Annotated in this window: 13 protein-coding genes and 2 tRNA genes; 12 read left to right on the forward strand and 3 right to left on the reverse strand. The window is 72.8% G+C overall.

The window, feature by feature from the left end; translation table 11 throughout:
- Positions 1-122 precede the first annotated feature (122 nt).
- The 6 genes from gyrA (at position 123) to MCM47_RS10010 (ending at position 6,322) form a co-directional block, all read left to right on the forward strand.
- Positions 123-2,663, forward strand: coding sequence for a DNA gyrase subunit A (gene gyrA / locus MCM47_RS09985; protein ID WP_238861378.1), 2,541 nt, complete (start codon positions 123-125; stop codon positions 2,661-2,663).
- A 227-nt stretch (positions 2,664-2,890) separates the two neighbouring features.
- Positions 2,891-3,559, forward strand: a complete 669-nt coding sequence (locus tag MCM47_RS09990; protein ID WP_238860492.1) for a DUF3566 domain-containing protein — start codon at positions 2,891-2,893, stop codon at positions 3,557-3,559.
- A gap of 287 nt (positions 3,560-3,846) precedes the next feature.
- On the forward strand, positions 3,847-5,235 hold the full coding sequence (locus MCM47_RS09995; protein WP_238860494.1) for a cyclopropane-fatty-acyl-phospholipid synthase family protein: 1,389 nt from the start codon (positions 3,847-3,849) through the stop codon (positions 5,233-5,235).
- 16 nt (positions 5,236-5,251) lie between these two features.
- Positions 5,252-5,328 (forward strand) — tRNA-Ile (locus MCM47_RS10000).
- 601 nt (positions 5,329-5,929) lie between these two features.
- A complete protein-coding gene (locus MCM47_RS10005; RefSeq protein ID WP_014137031.1) occupies positions 5,930-6,058 on the forward strand; it encodes a DLW-39 family protein in 129 nt (42 codons plus the stop codon).
- Positions 6,059-6,249: 191 nt separating this feature from the next.
- Positions 6,250-6,322: transfer RNA gene (locus MCM47_RS10010), tRNA-Ala, on the forward strand.
- 92 nt (positions 6,323-6,414) lie between these two features.
- Here the strand turns inward: MCM47_RS10010 and MCM47_RS10015 are convergent.
- Complete coding sequence (locus MCM47_RS10015) at positions 6,415-7,290, reverse strand: DUF5324 family protein (RefSeq protein WP_238860496.1); 876 nt, start codon at positions 7,288-7,290, stop codon at positions 6,415-6,417.
- Positions 7,291-7,586: 296 nt separating this feature from the next.
- On the opposite strand from MCM47_RS10015, the gene MCM47_RS10020 reads away from it, so the two are divergent.
- On the forward strand, positions 7,587-8,492 hold the full coding sequence (locus MCM47_RS10020) for a rhomboid family intramembrane serine protease (RefSeq protein ID WP_238860498.1): 906 nt from the start codon (positions 7,587-7,589) through the stop codon (positions 8,490-8,492).
- Positions 8,493-8,849: 357 nt separating this feature from the next.
- Here the strand turns inward: MCM47_RS10020 and crgA are convergent, their stop codons facing one another.
- Entirely contained in the window at positions 8,850-9,098 is a 249-nt protein-coding gene (gene crgA, locus MCM47_RS10025; protein ID WP_238860500.1) for a cell division protein CrgA, read from the reverse strand.
- A 175-nt stretch (positions 9,099-9,273) separates the two neighbouring features.
- Between crgA and MCM47_RS10030 the strand changes: the two genes are divergently transcribed.
- From MCM47_RS10030 to MCM47_RS10050, 5 genes are all read left to right on the forward strand, one after another.
- Complete coding sequence (locus MCM47_RS10030) at positions 9,274-10,032, forward strand: DUF881 domain-containing protein (protein WP_238861380.1); 759 nt, start codon at positions 9,274-9,276, stop codon at positions 10,030-10,032.
- A gap of 140 nt (positions 10,033-10,172) precedes the next feature.
- Complete coding sequence (locus MCM47_RS10035) at positions 10,173-10,349, forward strand: hypothetical protein (RefSeq protein ID WP_238860502.1); 177 nt, start codon at positions 10,173-10,175, stop codon at positions 10,347-10,349.
- A gap of 54 nt (positions 10,350-10,403) precedes the next feature.
- The gene (locus MCM47_RS10040) at positions 10,404-11,066 is read left to right on the forward strand and encodes an aminodeoxychorismate/anthranilate synthase component II (protein ID WP_238860505.1); all 663 of its coding nucleotides are present in this window, start codon (positions 10,404-10,406) and stop codon (positions 11,064-11,066) included.
- Between the two features lie 14 nt (positions 11,067-11,080).
- Entirely contained in the window at positions 11,081-12,424 is a 1,344-nt protein-coding gene (locus MCM47_RS10045; RefSeq protein ID WP_238860507.1) for a class E sortase, read from the forward strand.
- A 116-nt stretch (positions 12,425-12,540) separates the two neighbouring features.
- On the forward strand, positions 12,541-13,338 hold the full coding sequence (locus MCM47_RS10050; protein WP_374209107.1) for a class E sortase: 798 nt from the start codon (positions 12,541-12,543) through the stop codon (positions 13,336-13,338).
- A 452-nt stretch (positions 13,339-13,790) separates the two neighbouring features.
- Here the strand turns inward: MCM47_RS10050 and pknB are convergent, their stop codons facing one another.
- Entirely contained in the window at positions 13,791-15,920 is a 2,130-nt protein-coding gene (pknB, locus tag MCM47_RS10055) for a Stk1 family PASTA domain-containing Ser/Thr kinase (protein ID WP_238860509.1), read from the reverse strand.
- Positions 15,921-16,064 lie beyond the last annotated feature (144 nt).

Genomic DNA, 16,064 nt, shown 5'->3' on the forward strand with positions numbered 1-16,064 from the left:
ACGCCTGCCCGCAGGCCCCGCACGTACCAGTCCGCGTGAAAGGAAACTGACCACCAGTGGTCGACGACAACCGTCCCGAAGGCGAGCAGCCCGAGACCCCCGAGGCCGCCGCCGCGGTCGCCATGCGGGTCGAGCCGATCGAGCTCGAGACCGAGATGCAGCGCTCGTACCTCGACTACGCGATGAGCGTGATCGTGAGCCGCGCGCTGCCCGAGGTGCGCGACGGCCTCAAGCCGGTGCACCGCCGCGTGCTCTACGCGATGTACGACGGCGGGTACCGCCCCGAGAAGGGCTACTACAAGTGCGCCCGCGTCGTCGGCGACGTCATGGGCAACTACCACCCGCACGGTGACACCTCGATCTACGACACCGTGGTCCGGCTGGCCCAGCCGTGGTCGCTGCGGATGCCGCTGGTGGACGGCAACGGCAACTTCGGCTCCCCGGGCAACGACCCGGCCGCGGCCATGCGCTACACCGAGTGCAAGATGATGCCGCTGGCCATGGAGATGATGCGCGACATCGACGAGGAGACCGTCGACTTCGCGCCCAACTACGACGGCCGCTCGCAGGAGCCCACCGTCCTGCCGGCGCGCATCCCCAACCTGCTGATCAACGGTGCCACCGGCATCGCGGTCGGCATGGCCACCAACATCCCGCCGCACAACCTCCGCGAGGTCGCCTCCGGTGCGCTCTGGGCGCTGGAGCACCCGGACGCCCCCAACGAGGAGCTGCTGGAGGCCCTGATCGAGCGGATCAAGGGCCCGGACTTCCCGACCGGCGCCCTGATCGTCGGCCGCCGCGGGATCGAGGAGGCGTACCGCACCGGGCGCGGCTCGATCACCATGCGCGCGGTGGTCGAGGTCGAGGAGATCCAGGGCCGCCAGTGCCTGGTGATCACCGAGCTGCCGTACCAGGTGAACCCGGACAACCTCGCGCTGAAGATCGCCGACCTGGTCAAGGACGGCAGGATCGCCGGCATCGCCGACGTCCGCGACGAGTCCTCCTCGCGCACCGGCCAGCGCCTGGTGATCGTGCTCAAGCGCGACGCCGTCGCCAAGGTCGTGCTGAACAACCTCTACAAGCACACCGACCTGCAGACGAACTTCGGCGCCAACATGCTGGCCCTGGTCGACGGCGTGCCCCGCACCCTGTCGCTGGACGCCTTCATCCGCCACTGGGTCAACCACCAGGTCGAGGTCATCGTCCGCCGCACCACCTTCCGGCTGCGCAAGGCCGAGGAGCGGGCGCACATCCTGCGCGCGCTGCTCCGCGCCCTGGACGTGATCGACGAGGTGATCGCGCTCATCCGGGCCTCGGAGAGCGCCGACGCCGCCCGCACCGGCCTGATGGGCCTGCTCTCGATCGACGAGCTCCAGGCCAACGCCATCCTGGAGATGCAGCTGCGCCGCCTGGCCGCCCTGGAGCGCCAGCGGATCACCGACGAGCACGACGAGCTGCAGCGCAAGATCGACGAGTACAACGCGATCCTGGTCTCCCCGGAGCGCCAGCGCGCGATCATCGCCGAGGAGCTCACCGCGATCGTCGAGAAGTACGGCGACGAGCGGCGCTCCACCCTGATCCCGTCCGACGGCGACCTGTCCATCGAGGACCTCATCGCCGAGGAGGACATCGTCGTCACGATCACCCGTGGCGGCTACGTCAAGCGGACCCGCTCCGACCTCTACCGCTCGCAGAAGCGCGGCGGCAAGGGCGTTCGCGGGGCCCAGCTGAAGCAGGACGACATCGTCGACCACTTCTTCGTGACGACGACCCACAACTGGATCCTGTTCTTCACCAACAAGGGCCGGGTCTACCGCGCCAAGGGCTACGAGCTGCCGGACGCCGGGCGCGACGCCCGCGGCCAGCACGTGGCCAACCTGCTGGCCTTCCAGCCGGAGGAGCACATCGCCCAGGTGATGGCGGTCCGCACCTACGAGGACAAGCCCTACCTGGTGCTCGCCACCCGGGCCGGCCTGGTGAAGAAGTCCCCGCTGAAGGACTACGACTCCCCGCGCTCCGGCGGCCTGATCGCGATCAACCTGCGGCAGGACGAGGAGGGCCGGGACGACGAGCTGATCGGCGCCGAGCTGGTCTCCGCCGAGGACGACCTGCTGCTGGTCTCCAAGAAGGCCCAGTCGATCCGGTTCACCGCCACCGACGAGGCGCTGCGGCCCACCGGCCGCGCCACCTCCGGCGTCAAGGGCATGGCCTTCCGCGAGGACGACGAGCTGCTCTCGATGAACGTGGTCCGGCCCGGTACCTATGTCTTCACGGCCACCGACGGCGGGTACGCCAAGCGCACCGGCGTGGACGAGTACCGTGTCCAGGGGCGCGGCGGCTACGGCACCAAGGCGGCGAAGATCGTCGAGGGCCGGGGCTCGCTGGTCGGCGCCCTGGTGGTCGACGACACCGACGAGATCATGGCCATCACCCTCTCGGGCGGGGTGATCCGCACGAGGGTTTCCGAGGTTCGTGAAACCGGACGTGACACCATGGGCGTCCAACTGATCAACCTCGGAAAGCGCGACGCGGTCGTGGGCATGGCCCGCAACGCCGAAGCGGAGGCCGAGGACGAGGAGTCGGCGGAGGACGAGGTGGCAGTCGCCGAGTCCCCCGTGGCCGAGGGTACGGAGACGGCGGACGGCGAAGAGGCCCAGGCCTGACCGCTACGCCGTAGGCCGGTACCGTCGCGTCCGTAACGGCGCGCCGGTACCGGCCGCCGACCAGTTCCGGGCAATCCCGCCGGGCGCTGGATGACGAGTGACGACGCAGGGCGGCGCCGCCGCCCTGGCGGGAAGTGCGGGAGGACCAGGTGAGTGGAGCCACGGGTGCTGCGGGAGGAGCCACCGGCGGCCGTCCGGGCGCAGCACAGGGCGGCGGGGGGTACGGGGTGCCGCAGCCCCCGGCCGAGCACCCCTCCGCGTCCACCTCGCTGATGCCACCGGTCGGTGCGGCGGGCCAGGGCGGCGGGGCGACCTACGGCGGCCAGTCGACGCCGCCGCCGCCGCCGAGCGCGCCGGCGCCGGGCACGGGCGGCTTCTCGCAGCCGACCACGTACGCGAAGGGCCAGCCGACGCCGGCCCGCGGCACCCGGGTGAGCGGCAACACGCCGCCCGGCGGCACGCCCGTCGCGGGCGGCGCCGCGCGGCGGCCTGCGCCGAGCTCCGGCGGCGTGGGCCTCGGCCGGACCCGCAAGGCCCGGCTGCGGGTGACCAAGGCCGACCCGTGGTCGGTGATGAAGGTCAGCTTCCTGCTCTCGGTGGCGGTCGGCATCATCATCATCGTGGCGGCCGCGGTGCTGTGGATGACGCTGGACTCGCTCGGCGTCTTCGACTCGCTGAGCAAGACCCTCCTGGAGGTCACCGCCGGCGAGGCCCCGAACAGCGGCGTCAACCTGATGGACTACGTCGGCTTCGGCAAGGTGATGACCTTCACCTCGCTGATCGCGGTCGTCGACATCGTGCTGCTGACCGCGCTGTCCACGCTCTCGGCGTTCATCTACAACGCGGCGGCCGGCTTCACCGGCGGCATCGAGCTGACCCTGGCCGAGGAGGACTGACCCCGGCCACCGCACGACCGGCTCCGGCCGCCCCGACGGGCGGCTGACCCCTGGTCAGTTCTCCGTCCCCGGACGGAATGGGCGGGCCCCGCAGGCTGTTGCAGCCTGCGGGGCCCGTCGGCATTCGGGTGACAGCCGGCCCCCGCGGCGCGCCGCCCGGATCGGCCCCCGCCGCGGTGGGATTAGCTGGGTGCGCTCGTTCCGAGCTTCCGACTGCCGCGGGCCGCTCCGGTCCGCCGGGCCGGGGCAGGTACGGCTGTGCTGGTACGGCTGGACGGAGGCGCGCGATGGCTCAGCTCGCAAGGCAACTGGTCGAGGCCCTGGAAGGCCTCCTGGGGGTCCCGGTGCCGCTGCGGGTACAGGCGTGGGACGGCAGCGTGGCCGGCCCGCCCGGGGCACCGACCCTGGTGCTGCGCAACCGCCGCGCGCTGCGCCGCCTGCTCTGGCAGCCGGGCGAGCTGGGCCTGGCCCGGGCCTACGTCTCCGGGGACCTCGAACTGGCCGCCGACACCGACCTGTACGAGGTGCTGACGGCCGTCGCGCACTTCGCCGAGCGCCCGGAGATCCGCCGGCTCCGGCTGGGCCCGGCGGACGTCGTCGGCCCCCGGGGCCGGCGGGCGCTGAAGGCCCTGCTGCGCGCCGGCGCGCTGGGCCCGGACCCGGTCCCGCCGGCCGAGGAGGTCAGGACGGCCCCGGGGCGGCGGCACAGCCGCAGCCGCGACCGCGCGGCCATCAGCCACCACTACGACGTCGGGAACGACTTCTACGGCTTCGTCCTGGGTCCGTCGATGGTGTACTCCTGCGCCTACTGGGAGCCCGCGGCCAAGAGCCTGGAGGCCGCCCAGGAGGCCAAGCTCGACCTGATCTGCCGCAAGCTGGGCCTGCGGCCCGGCATGCGCCTGCTGGACGTCGGCTGCGGCTGGGGCTCGCTGGTGCTGCACGCGGCCCGGCACTACGGCGTCACGGCGGTCGGCGTCTCGATCTCGGCCGAGCAGGTCGCGCTGGCCCGCGAGCGGGTCGCGGCGGCCGGGCTGGCCGACCGGGTGGAGATCCGGCTCCAGGACTACCGGGAGGTCCAGGACGGCCCGTTCGACGCGATCTCCAGCGTCGGGATGGCCGAGCACGTCGGCACCGAGCAGTACCGGGTCTACGCCGAGGGCCTGTACCGGCTGCTGGCGCCCGGCGGCCGGCTGCTCAACCACCAGATCGCCCGCCGCCCCTCGCGCCCCGGCGAGGCGTACAGCCCCAGCCCGTTCATCGACCGCTACGTCTTCCCGGACGGCGAGCTCTCCCCGGTCGGTTCCACGGTGGCCAGGCTGGAGGAGGCGGGGTTCGAGGTCCGCGACGTCGAGTCGCTGCGCGAGCACTACGGGCTGACCCTGCGCGAGTGGGTGGCCAACCTGGAGGCGCACTGGACGGAGGCGGTCCGGCTGGTCGGCCGCGGCCGGGCCCGGGTCTGGCGGCTCTACATGGCGGCCTCCGCGCTCGCCTTCGAGGAGAACCGGATCGGGGTGAACCAGGTCCTCGCCGTCCGGACCGGTCCCGACGGTGCCTCCCAGCTGCCCGCCAGCCGCGAGGAGTGGCTGCTGCGGCGCTCCGCCACCACGCCCCACCAGCAGGGCCCCGCCGCCGCCCCGGCCGATTCGGATTTTGGAGATCGGCCGTCGGTCCGCTAATCTTTCAGTGCGGCAAGGGCCTATAGCTCAGACGGTTAGAGCGCTTCCCTGATAAGGAAGAGGCCACAGGTTCAAGTCCTGTTAGGCCCACCACCGCGAAGGGCCCGGAGCGATATCGTTCCGGGCCCTTCGGCGTTCCCGGCGCCCGCCGGCGGGACCCTGCCCGTCGCCCGGGGGTCGTGGAAGTGGGGGCACCGGCGGAGAAGCGGTGGTGTGACGGCGGTCTTCCGGGCGGTGAGCGTTCCCGGCCTGGTCTGCGCGCCGGTCGCGCCGGCCTTCGTCGACCGGCCGGCACTGCGGGCGCGGACGTCCCGATTCCTCCCCTGGCGGGGACCGGCCGGGAGGGGCGGATCTCGGCGACCGGCTTCGAGCAGCTGCACGCACAGTTCGCGGCCGGAAAGGCCGTCGTGCTGCGCCCGGGGCCGTGACCGGCCCGGGAGCTCCGGCCGCCCGGTCCGAACCGGGCCGACCGTACGACAGAAGGTGTGGCGTCAATCCTTCGACCGGACGGCTTGGTTGGAGGCAGCGGTGGGCTGGTCACGATTGGGACACCGGTGTGTATCATCGGCCGCAAGGGCAGTCTGGCACCCGGCAGCCCGTTTGTGCTCGAAACAATTCATGGACTCGTCGGCCCGGCCAATCCGGCCGGAGCACGGCTGCTGAGTCCGCTACGCAAGAAGGACGAGGTCCCGCGGTGAAGAAGCTTCTCCTGGTCGCCCTGGTCGCCCTCGGCGGCTTCTTTGTCTACCGTCAGGTCCAGGCGGACCGCGCCGAGCAGGACCTGTGGACCGAGGCCACCGACCCGGTTCCGGCCGGTCGCTGAGGCCCCCGGACGATCTGACGATCGACGATCTTCGGAGGCGCCGCACGGCGTCTCCCGGGCCCGGTGGGCCGGTCGAGCGGCCGGTCCACCGGGTTCCCGCGCGCCGTCCGGGCGGCAGATGCCGGATCGGGCGTGGGAATTCCGCCGGAACCCGGTACGCTAGTGCCCGGCGGTACGCGTGGTGCCGCCCCGGGGCTTTAGCTCAGTTGGTAGAGCGCTGCCTTTGCAAGGCAGATGTCAGGAGTTCGAGTCTCCTAAGCTCCACAGTTCGAACGGCGATCGGCCGCTGACCTGAATCCGGGTCAGCGGCCGATCGCCGTTCTGCGTGCCGGGTGCGCCCGGGGCGGGCGGACCGGTCAGTGCGGCTTGCGCGGGTCGTGCGGCTTGGGTCGGTCGTCGTCCGGGGCGGGCTTGCCGGGCGGCGGTCCCGGCTTGGGGGCGGTGGTGCCGGCCTCCGGTCCGGGAGCAGCCTCGCCGCCCGCGGTCTCCTCGCCCGCCGTCTCGGGGGCGGAACCGGCCGGGGAGCCGTTCACCGAGCCGCCGGCGTCGCCCGGGCCGCCCGGGCCGGTGGCGTGGGCTCCGGTGGGGCGGGGCGGGGCGGAGGTCTCGGCCGGGGGCTCCACCAGCCACTCGGGATTGCTGTGGTGGCGCCACCACTGCCAGGCCACGATGCCGCTGCCGATCGCGACGGCGCCCGCCACGGCCAGGCCGGTGGCCCAGGCGCTGCGGTGCTCCCTCCGGGCGTTCTTGGCGGCGAGTTCGTTGATCTCGGCGGCGGTCACGTGGCCCTGCAGGGCGGCCACCGCGGCGGCGCCGCGGGTCTGCGCCTCCTGGGCGACCGGCACGACGGCGGAGCGGGCGTCGTCGACCGCCTGGGCGATCCGCGGGCCGACGGTGGAGCGGGCCTGCTCGGTGGCGCGGGCCGCGTTGAGCTTCGCCGCCAGTGCGGCCTCCTGGGCGCGGTGCAGGGTCTTCAGGACGTTCTGCTGGGCGTCCGGCGGCAGGCTGGCGAACGCGTGACCGAGCTGGGGGGCGATGTGCTTGTCGTACTGGACGCGGGCGCTTTGGGCGGCATGGGCGGCCTTCGGGCCCAGGGCCTCCACGGTGGGGCCCAGGCGCTGCCGCGCGCCGTCCGCGAAGTGCACCGCGGTCTCCTTGGCGGTGACGGCGTAGGGCGCGAGGGTGTCCCGGGTCCTGCCGGCCGTCTCACGAGCTGTGTCCAAACGGGTCACGAGTCTCTCCTCCTGGTGGCGTCCTTTATGCACATATCCCACCTGAATGCTGATCATGCATCCTGATTTGTCCAACAGCACGCGGGAGTGGGCCGTCCGCGGGGCCGCGGGTGGTGCGGAAGCGATTGCGGCGGGGCGGGGAGCAGGCCGGGCGGGGCGCCCCCGCCGCCGATCGCGCCGCAGTACGCTGGCGATCCCGGTGGTCTCCCGTTCGGCGGAGCGCCGCCGTGATCGCGATGCAGGCGCGCGGGACCGAGCGGATCTGTGCGAGACCGTGCGAGAAGGGGAAACCGCTGATGCTCCCGGACGAGCCCAGGCCGCCGACGGACCACACCCCGCGGCCGGACGGCGGGGCCGGCCCGGCGCGCTGCTACCGGCACCCGGACCGGGAAACCGGCATCGGCTGCTCCCGGTGCGGCCGGCCGATCTGTCCGCAGTGCATGGTGAGCGCGTCGGTGGGCTTCCACTGCCCGGAGTGCGTCCAGGGCGCCGGCCGCGAGGTGCGGAAGGCGACCACCCGGTTCGGCGGGCAGCTGACCGCGGACGGCGCACTGGTCACCAAGGCCCTGATCGGCATCAACCTGGTGGTCTTCCTCCTCGCCGCCTACGTGCTCAAGCCCTGGCTGGCCGAGGACCTCTCGCTGTTCAGCGTCGGTCCGCAGATCACCGGCTACCCGTACGGCGTCGCGGCGGGCCCCGACCAGTGGTACCGGCTGCTGACCGCGACCTTCCTGCACGTCCAGCTCTGGCACATCGGCACCAACATGGTGATGCTCTGGGTGATCGGCCCCTCGCTGGAGGCGGCGCTCGGCCGGATCCGCTTCCTCGCCGTCTACCTGCTGTCCGGCCTGGCCGGCAGCGCGTTCGCGTTCCTGGTGGCCGGCGACTTCATGAACTCGCTGGGGGCCTCCGGCGCCCTCTTCGGCCTGCTCGGCGCCACCGTGGTGATGTTCAAGCGGACCAGGACGCCGCTCGGCCCGGTGGTCGCGCTGCTGGTGTTCAACCTGGTCATCACGTTCTCGGTGGCCGGCATCGACTGGCGCGCGCACGTCGGCGGACTGGTGGCCGGGGCGCTGACCGCGGTCGGGCTGATGTACGCCCCGCGGGAGCACCGGACGCTGGTGCAGTCGCTGACGGTGGCGGGGATGGCCGGCCTGGTGCTGCTGATGGTCCTGGTGGGGATGGCCCGCTACGGCGGCTGAGCCTCGGACGTTTGTCCACAGCGGGTGGGGTGCTGTGCACAGCCGGTTGGGGTAACCGCCTGCGGACCGCCGTTCTACGCGTGTCCCGCTGTGCGTATTCGGCATTCGGGGGACGGCGCGCGAGGGTGTGGAAAGCGCCCGGGGCGCAAGTTATCCACAGGCCGCGGCGACTTTTCCCCAGTGTGGATAACCGTGTGGATAAGCGGGATAGCGGGATAACCGGCCGGCGATATCCACGCATAACGGGCGGTTCCGGTCCGCGGCGGACCGGCAGCCGCGCCCGGACACGGCGGAGCGCCGCCCCGGGGGGAGAACCCTCCGGGGCGGCCGAATGCGCTCAGGGGTGGAGCCCCGGCGTCACTTCCACTGGGTGGAGACGCCGAACCCCGCCGCGATGAAGCCGAAGCCCACCAGGATGTTCCAGTTGTGCCAGCTCTCGACCGGCCAGCTGCCACTGGTCACGTAGTAGGTGACGATCCACACCAGGCCGACCAGGAACAGGGCCAGCATCAACGGGGCAACCCAGCCGCGGCCCGAACTGATCTTCACCGCGGCCGTGACCGGCGGGGTGTAGTCGGACTTCTTGCGGAGTCGAGACTTCGGCACGAGGGGCTCTCCTGTCGATGCGCTGTGAGACCGCGCAGGGGTTCAGCGGGGTGCGGCGGCCGGCGGCGGTCGTGGAGAACGCTATGGGGTCCGCCCCCGCACATGCCACCGGCGTCCGTTAGCGTAGTGGCTCGGCGGGTCTGAAGTAGATAAGGGTACGGTGCCTAATTTGTCGATTCCCCCTCAGCCGTCCCGCACCCCTGCCACCGGCACCCGAATTGTCGGCCGTGCCCTGACCTGCGCCGTCTTCGCCCTCGCCGGTCTGCTCTTCTACGTCAGCGCGCAGACCGCCCGCGGCACCGACCTGCGCACCGACAACTCGCTGCTCAGCCTCAGCGACGTGATACGTCAACGCAGCTCCCAGAACCAGCAGGCCCAGGCGCAGCTCGCCGACCTCCAGGCCCGCTCGCAGGAGCTCACCGAGCAGCAGGGCGGCAACCCCGCCGACACCGCGCGGCAGGACGCCCTCCGGGACGCCGCCGCGCTGGAGCCGCTGCAGGGCCCCGGCCTGACCGTCACCCTCAACGACGCCCCGCCGAACGCCACCGCGCGCATCCCCGGGGTCCCCGAGCCCGGCGTCAACGACCTGGTCATCCACCAGCAGGACATCCAGGCCGTGGTGAACGCGCTCTGGCGCGGCGGCGCCGAGGGCGTCCAGGTGATGGACCAGCGGCTGATCTCCACCAGCGCCGTCCGCTGCGTCGGGAACACCCTGCTGCTGCAGGGCCGGGTCTACTCGCCGCCCTACGTGGTCAAGGCGGTCGGCCGGACCGACGCACTGCGGTCGGCCGTGGAGGCCGATCCGACGATCCGCAACTACCTGCAGTACGTCCAGGCGTACGGGCTGGGCTGGAAGGTGCAGGAGAGCGGCGACCTCACGGTGCCCGGCTACTCCGGCACGGCCGACCTGCGCTCGGCGGGCGGGCAGCCGTAGGGCGTGCCGGGCGCGTCCGACGATGCGCGACGGATCGGGTCGGATCGGGGCGGATCAGGACGCCGGAAGGGGGAAGCCCGCCCCACGGCCCGCGACCGCCGGTCTACTCTTACCCCAGTCCGTCACGTAGAGGGAGCACCATGTACGGCTGGATCTGGCGTCACCTCCCGGGGAACACCCTGGTCCGGGCCCTCATCTCGCTGCTCCTCGTACTGGGCGTGGTCTACCTCCTGTTCACGTACGTCTTCCCGTGGGCGGAACCGCTCCTCCCCTTCGGCGACGTCACAGTGGACGGCGGCGAAGGCGCCGCGGGCTGATCCGTCGGCCCCGTTCCTCCCTCCAGCCCCGCACCCCACGGAGACCGCACGCTCATGAGCTCCCAGCCCGGCCCGCCCCGCATCCTGGTCGTCGACAACTACGACAGCTTCGTCTTCAACCTGGTCCAGTACCTGTACCAGCTGGGCGCCACCTGCGAGGTGGTGCGCAACGACGAGGTGACGGTCGAGCACGCGGTGCGCCGTGACGGCGGCACGGGCTTCGACGGAGTGCTGCTCTCCCCCGGTCCGGGTGCGCCCGAGGAGGCCGGGGTCTGCATCGAGATGGTGCACCACTGCGCGCGGATCGGGCTGCCGGTCTTCGGCGTCTGCCTCGGCCTGCAGTCGATCGCGGTCGCGTACGGCGCGGTGGTCGGCCGGGCGCCCGAGCTGCTGCACGGCAAGACCTCGCTGGTGGAGCACGAGGACGGCGGGGTCTTCGAGGGCCTGCCCTCCCCGCTGACCGCCACCCGCTACCACTCGCTGGCGGTCGAGCCGGCGACCGTGCCCGAGGAGCTGGTGGTCACCGCCCGGACCGAGAGCGGCGTGATCATGGGGCTTAGCCACCGCGAGCTGCTGGTCGAGGGCGTGCAGTTCCACCCCGAGTCGGTGCTCACCGAGGGCGGGCACCGGATGCTCGCCAACTGGCTGGCCGAGTGCGGTGATCCGCAGGCCGTCGGCCGTTCGGCCGGGCTCGCCCCGGTGATCGGCCGGGGCTGAGCGAGGTGACCGCGGTGCGTCCGGAGGGGCGCTTCCAGCCGGGGGCGGACCCACTGGGCGGCGGGGGGTACGGCAGGGACGGGGCGTACGGCCAGGCCGGGCAGCCCGGTGAGTACGACCAGTACGACCAGTACGGCCAGTACGGCCAGGCCGTGCACGAGGGCCGGTCCGCTCAGGGTGCCCGGTCCGCCCGGGGTGCCCAGGACGGCGGCCACCCGCAGCAGCAGGAGCACCGGCAGGGCCGGCACGCCGCGGACAACGCGTACCTGCAGCACGGCCAGTACCAGTACCAGGAGCAGTACGCCGGCTATCCGGCCCAGCAGGAGCAGCCGACCGGGCCCGTCCAGCAGGGGCAGGCCGCGCAGCGGCCGGGCCGCGGCGCCGACGACGGCTGGGGCGTCTACGAGCAGGCCGAGCAGCCGCTCCGGGCGGGCCCGGACGACACCGCCGCGGCCGCGGAGCAGCCGGACGCCTCCTGGCCGGCCGACCGGACCATCCAGCTGCGCGTGCCGCCGCCGGCCGTGGACGAGCCGCCGACCGGCGGCCGCGCCGAGCGCCGCCGGGCCGCGCAGGGCCGGATGTCGGTGCGCTCGGGCAGCGGACGCCGCCGGGCGAACGGTCGCGCGGCGGCGGGGGAGCGGGGGGCGCGGCCCAAGGAGTCGGCGCTCGTCGTCGGCGCCCGGTTCGTGGGTGAGTTCTGCATCACGCTCGGCGTGGTGATGCTGCTGTTCGTGTCGTACCAGCTCTGGTGGACCAACGTGCAGGCCGATGCGGCCGCCGACGGCGCCCGCAACCAGCTGGAGCAGCAGTTCGACTCGGCCCAGCCGGCGCCCGGGGCGTCCGGGCAGCCGGCGCCGGACCCGGCCAAGCCGGAGACCTTCGAGCCGGGCAAGGGCTTCGCGATCATCCACCTGCCGAAGCTGGGCCTGAAGTTCCCGATCGCCGAGGGCACCGCCAAGACCTCGGTGCTCGACAAGGGCCTGGTCGGCCACTACACCGGCACCGGCATGCCGGCCGACAAGCAGGGGAACTTCGCGCTGGCCGCGCACCGCAACACCCACGGCGAGCCGTTCCGGCACATCAACCAGCTCGGCAAGGGCGACAAGATCGTGGTGGAGACCGCGACCTCGTACTACACGTACGAGGTCACCGGGGGCATCCCGGAGACCCCGCCGTCGAACGTGAGCGTGATCAAGCCGGTGCCCAACGGCTCCGGGTTCACCCAGCCCGGCCGGTACATCACGCTGACCACCTGCACGCCGGAGTTCAGCTCGAAGGCGCGCTTGATCCTCTTTGGGAAGATGATCGAGGAGCGGCCGCGCAGCCAGGGCAAGCCGCCCGCGCTCACGGCCGGCTGACGGCCGACCGGCAGCAGGGTCCGGGCAACCGGCCCGGGCGGTCGGACGGCGTCGGGCCGGGCGGGCACGCGGCGCCGCCGTCGGACGGTGTGGACAGGCCACGAGGGGGAGCAGCAGTGCAGCAGCAGGACGAGACGGCGGAGCCCACGGCGGACGAGGCCTTCCCGCGGCCCGAGCCCGCGCGCCGCGGGCGCGGCGCGGTGCTGGCCGTGGTCGGGTTCGTCGGCGAGCTGCTGATCACCCTGGGGCTGGTCCTCGGTCTCTTCGTCGCCTACTCCCTCTGGTGGACCAACGTCGAGGCCGACGCCGCGGCGGCCCGGGCCTCCGACCGGCTGCGCGACTCCTGGGCGGCCGGCCCGAGCGCTCCCCCCGGCGGCCCGGCGGCCACGCCGTCCCCCGGCGCGTCCGGCCCGGCCTACGCGGCGGGTGACGGGGTGGGCTTCCTGCACGTCCCGGCGATGGGCCGGGACTACCAGGTGCTGATCCGCATGGGCACCGACCCGGACACCCTGGCCGAGGGCGTCGCCGGGGTGTACGAGCAGCCGTACCGCGCGGCGATGCCGTGGGACGCCGCGGGCAACTTCGCGCTGGCCGCGCACCGGGACGGCCACGGGGCGAAGTTCCACGACCTGGACGCGGTGCAGAAGGGCGACGCGATCGTCGTCGAGACCAAGGACAAGTGGTACGTCTACCGGGTCGACAGCACGCTGGCCGAGACGTCCAAGTACGACACCGGCATCGTCGCGCCCGTCCCGAAGGGTTCCGGCTACCAGTCCCCCGGCCGCTACATCACGCTGACCACCTGCACGCCGGTCTACACCTCGCGCTACCGGATGGCGGTCTGGGGCAGCCTGGTCCGGGTGGACGACGTGGACGCCGGGCGCACCCCACCGCCCGAGCTGCGCCACTCCTAGCGCGAGCCCGACGGTTCCCGCCGGGCGCGGCGCGAACGGTCGGTCCCGCCACGGCCACCGGCAGGACCTCTCGCCGGCCCGGCTCCCGCCCGCGCTCCCTTCATCCGCCGAGCCGGGGCTACCGGCGGGCCCAGGGCGGCCGTCCGGTCCCCGGGGGACCCCATCAGGCCCAGCGGCCCCGCCAGGCCCTGGGGCGGGCCCTCCAGCCCTTCTCGGGGCCGTCCCGTGCCCGTTCGGCCCCGTCCGGGCCCCGGACATCCCCTCCGGACCTCGTCCGGAACTCGTCCGGACCTCGTCCGGACCCCGGCCGGGACGGCCGGAGCCGGCGGAGGCCGCCCCGGGGAACGTCCGGGTTACGCCCGAGGGGCCCGTCGCAGCGGTGTGAACCGCTTCGACGGGCCCCTCGGGCCGGGTCCGGAGCCTCACCGGCTCAGAGCCACGGGAACCACGGATTAGGGGTTGCCCCCTTTGGTGTTGGAGGGCGAGGGGTTGGGACCGTCGTTGCCCCCTTTGGTCGGCTCGGGCGCCCTCGTCATCAGGGTCACCGAGGTGTTCGGGTCCACCTGGGAGCCGGCACCCGGCATCGAGCCCGTCACCAGTGCGTTCGGGTCCTGCGGGCCGAGCAGCGTGTAGCCGAGGCCGAGCGCCTGGAGCTGCTTGGTGGCCTCCTTGACCGTGACGTTCTGCAGCGGCGGGACGGTGACCTTGTCCGGCGCCTTGAAGACGGTCAGCACGATCTTCGTGTTGGCCGGGACCTTGCCGCCCGCCGGCTGCTGCGAGGCGACAGTGTTGATCTTGCTCGGGTCGTTGGTCGGTGTGGTCTTCGACGCGTCGACCTGGAAGCCGGCGGTCTCCAGCGCGGCCTGCGCGGCCTCCTTCTGCTGGCCGACCACGTTCGGCACGGAGATCTTGGCCTTGCCCTGCGAGACGGTCAGCTTCACCGGGGCGCTCGGGTCGGCGGGCGCGCCGGCGGCCGGGTCCTGGGCGAGGACGGTCTCCTGCGGAGCGTTGTCGTCGTCCTTGTACTCCGGCTGCGCGATGTTGGTGAAGCCCGCGTCGGTGAGCGCCTTGGTGGCCTGCTCCTTGGTCTTGCCGGTCACGGTCGGCATGGTGGCCTTGGCCGGGCCGGAGGAGAGCTGCACCGTGATGGTCCCGGCTTCGGCGACCTGCTGGCCGGCCGCCGGGCTCTGGACGCAGATCTGGTCCTTCTTGATGTTGGTGTCCGGGCAGGCGATCTTCTCGCCCTCGGTCACCACCAGCTTGGCCTGCTGGCCGGCGGTCTTGGCTTCCGCCAGCGTCCTGCCCACCAGGTTCGGCGCGCTGACCTTGACCGCGTCCTTCTTGTCGTCCTTCTTGTCGCTGAACATCGCCTGGGCGACGAAGAAGGTGCCGACCAGGACCAGCACGGCGGCCACCGCCAGGACGATCCAGGAGGTGTTGCTCTTCTTCGGCGGCTCCTCGCCGCGCCGGGCGGCGCGGCCGTAGCCGTCCTCGCCCCCGCCACCCGGGCCGCCCGCATAGGTCTGGCCGTAGCCGTCGTCGGAGTAGCCGGGCTGCTGGCCGTAGCCGGGCTGGCCGCCGGCCTGCGGCAGCACCGTGGTCGGACCGCCGCCGGGCTGCTGCGGCAGCACGTTGGTCTGGCCGTACGGGTCGTGCTGCTGCGGGTAGCCGTTCTGGTCGTAGCCGTACCCGGCCGCACCGCCCATGCCGTAGGCGGCGGCCTGCTGGGCGGCGGCCACCGGCAGGCCGTCGAGGAAGCGCTCGATGTCGTCGCGCATCTCGTCGGCGGTCTGGTAGCGGTAGTCGCGCTCCTTGGCGAGCGCCTTCAGGACGATCGCGTCGACCTCGGGGCGCACCTCGGGATCGAAGACGGACGGCGGCTGCGGCTCCTCCCGGACGTGCTGGTACGCCACGGCCACCGGCGAGTCGCCGACGAAGGGCGGGCGCACGGTCAGCAGCTCGTACAGCAGGCAGCCGGTGGAGTAGAGGTCGGAGCGGGCGTCGACCTGCTCGCCCTTGGCCTGCTCGGGGGAGAGGTACTGGGCGGTGCCGATGACGGCCGAGGTCTGCGTCATGGTCATCCCGGCGTCACCCATCGCCCGGGCGATGCCGAAGTCCATGACCTTGACGTTGCCCTGCCGGGTCAGCATGACGTTGGCGGGCTTGATGTCCCGGTGCACGATGCCGGCCCGGTGCGAGTACTCCAGGGCCTGCAGAATGCCGATGGTCATCTCCAGCGCCCGCTCCGGCAGCAGCCGGCGCCCGGAGTGCAGCAGCTCGCGCAGGGTCGAGCCCTCGACGTACTCCATCACGATGTACGGGATCGAGATGCCGTCGATGTAGTCCTCGCCGGTGTCGTACACGGCGACGATCGCGGGGTGGTTCAGGGATGCCGCGGACTGCGCCTCACGACGGAAGCGGGCCTGGAAGGACGGGTCGCGGGCCATGTCGGCCCGGAGCGTCTTCACTGCGACGGAACGGCCGAGCCGGGTGTCATGGGCGAGGTACACCTCGGCCATGCCGCCGCGCCCGAGGACGCCGCCGAGCTCGTACCTGCCGCCTAGGCGACGAGGCTCTTCCATAGTTCCGACCCTCTCCCTCACCCGCCGGTGAGGTTGTGACGTAGGTGTCCCCGCACGCCTTGAGCGACGCCGGCCCGGCCCCGGGTGGTTCTCGCGGTCAGGACCCTGCGGCGCCCCGCGGGCGGCAACGGGCACACCCGCTGC

The sequence above is a fragment of the Kitasatospora sp. A2-31 genome (genome assembly GCF_022288725.1).
GTDB lineage: Bacteria > Actinomycetota > Actinomycetes > Streptomycetales > Streptomycetaceae > Kitasatospora.

Coding starts and splice junctions, on each gene's coding strand:
- gyrA (WP_238861378.1), top strand. CDS start 123: ATGCGGGTCGAGCCGATCGAGCTCGAGACCGAGATGCAGCGCTCGTAC.
- MCM47_RS09995 (WP_238860494.1), top strand. CDS start 3,847: ATGGCTCAGCTCGCAAGGCAACTGGTCGAGGCCCTGGAAGGCCTCCTG.
- MCM47_RS10020 (WP_238860498.1), top strand. CDS start 7,587: ATGCTCCCGGACGAGCCCAGGCCGCCGACGGACCACACCCCGCGGCCG.
- MCM47_RS10035 (WP_238860502.1), top strand. CDS start 10,173: ATGTACGGCTGGATCTGGCGTCACCTCCCGGGGAACACCCTGGTCCGG.
- MCM47_RS10040 (WP_238860505.1), top strand. CDS start 10,404: ATGAGCTCCCAGCCCGGCCCGCCCCGCATCCTGGTCGTCGACAACTAC.
- pknB (WP_238860509.1), bottom strand. CDS start 15,920: ATGGAAGAGCCTCGTCGCCTAGGCGGCAGGTACGAGCTCGGCGGCGTC.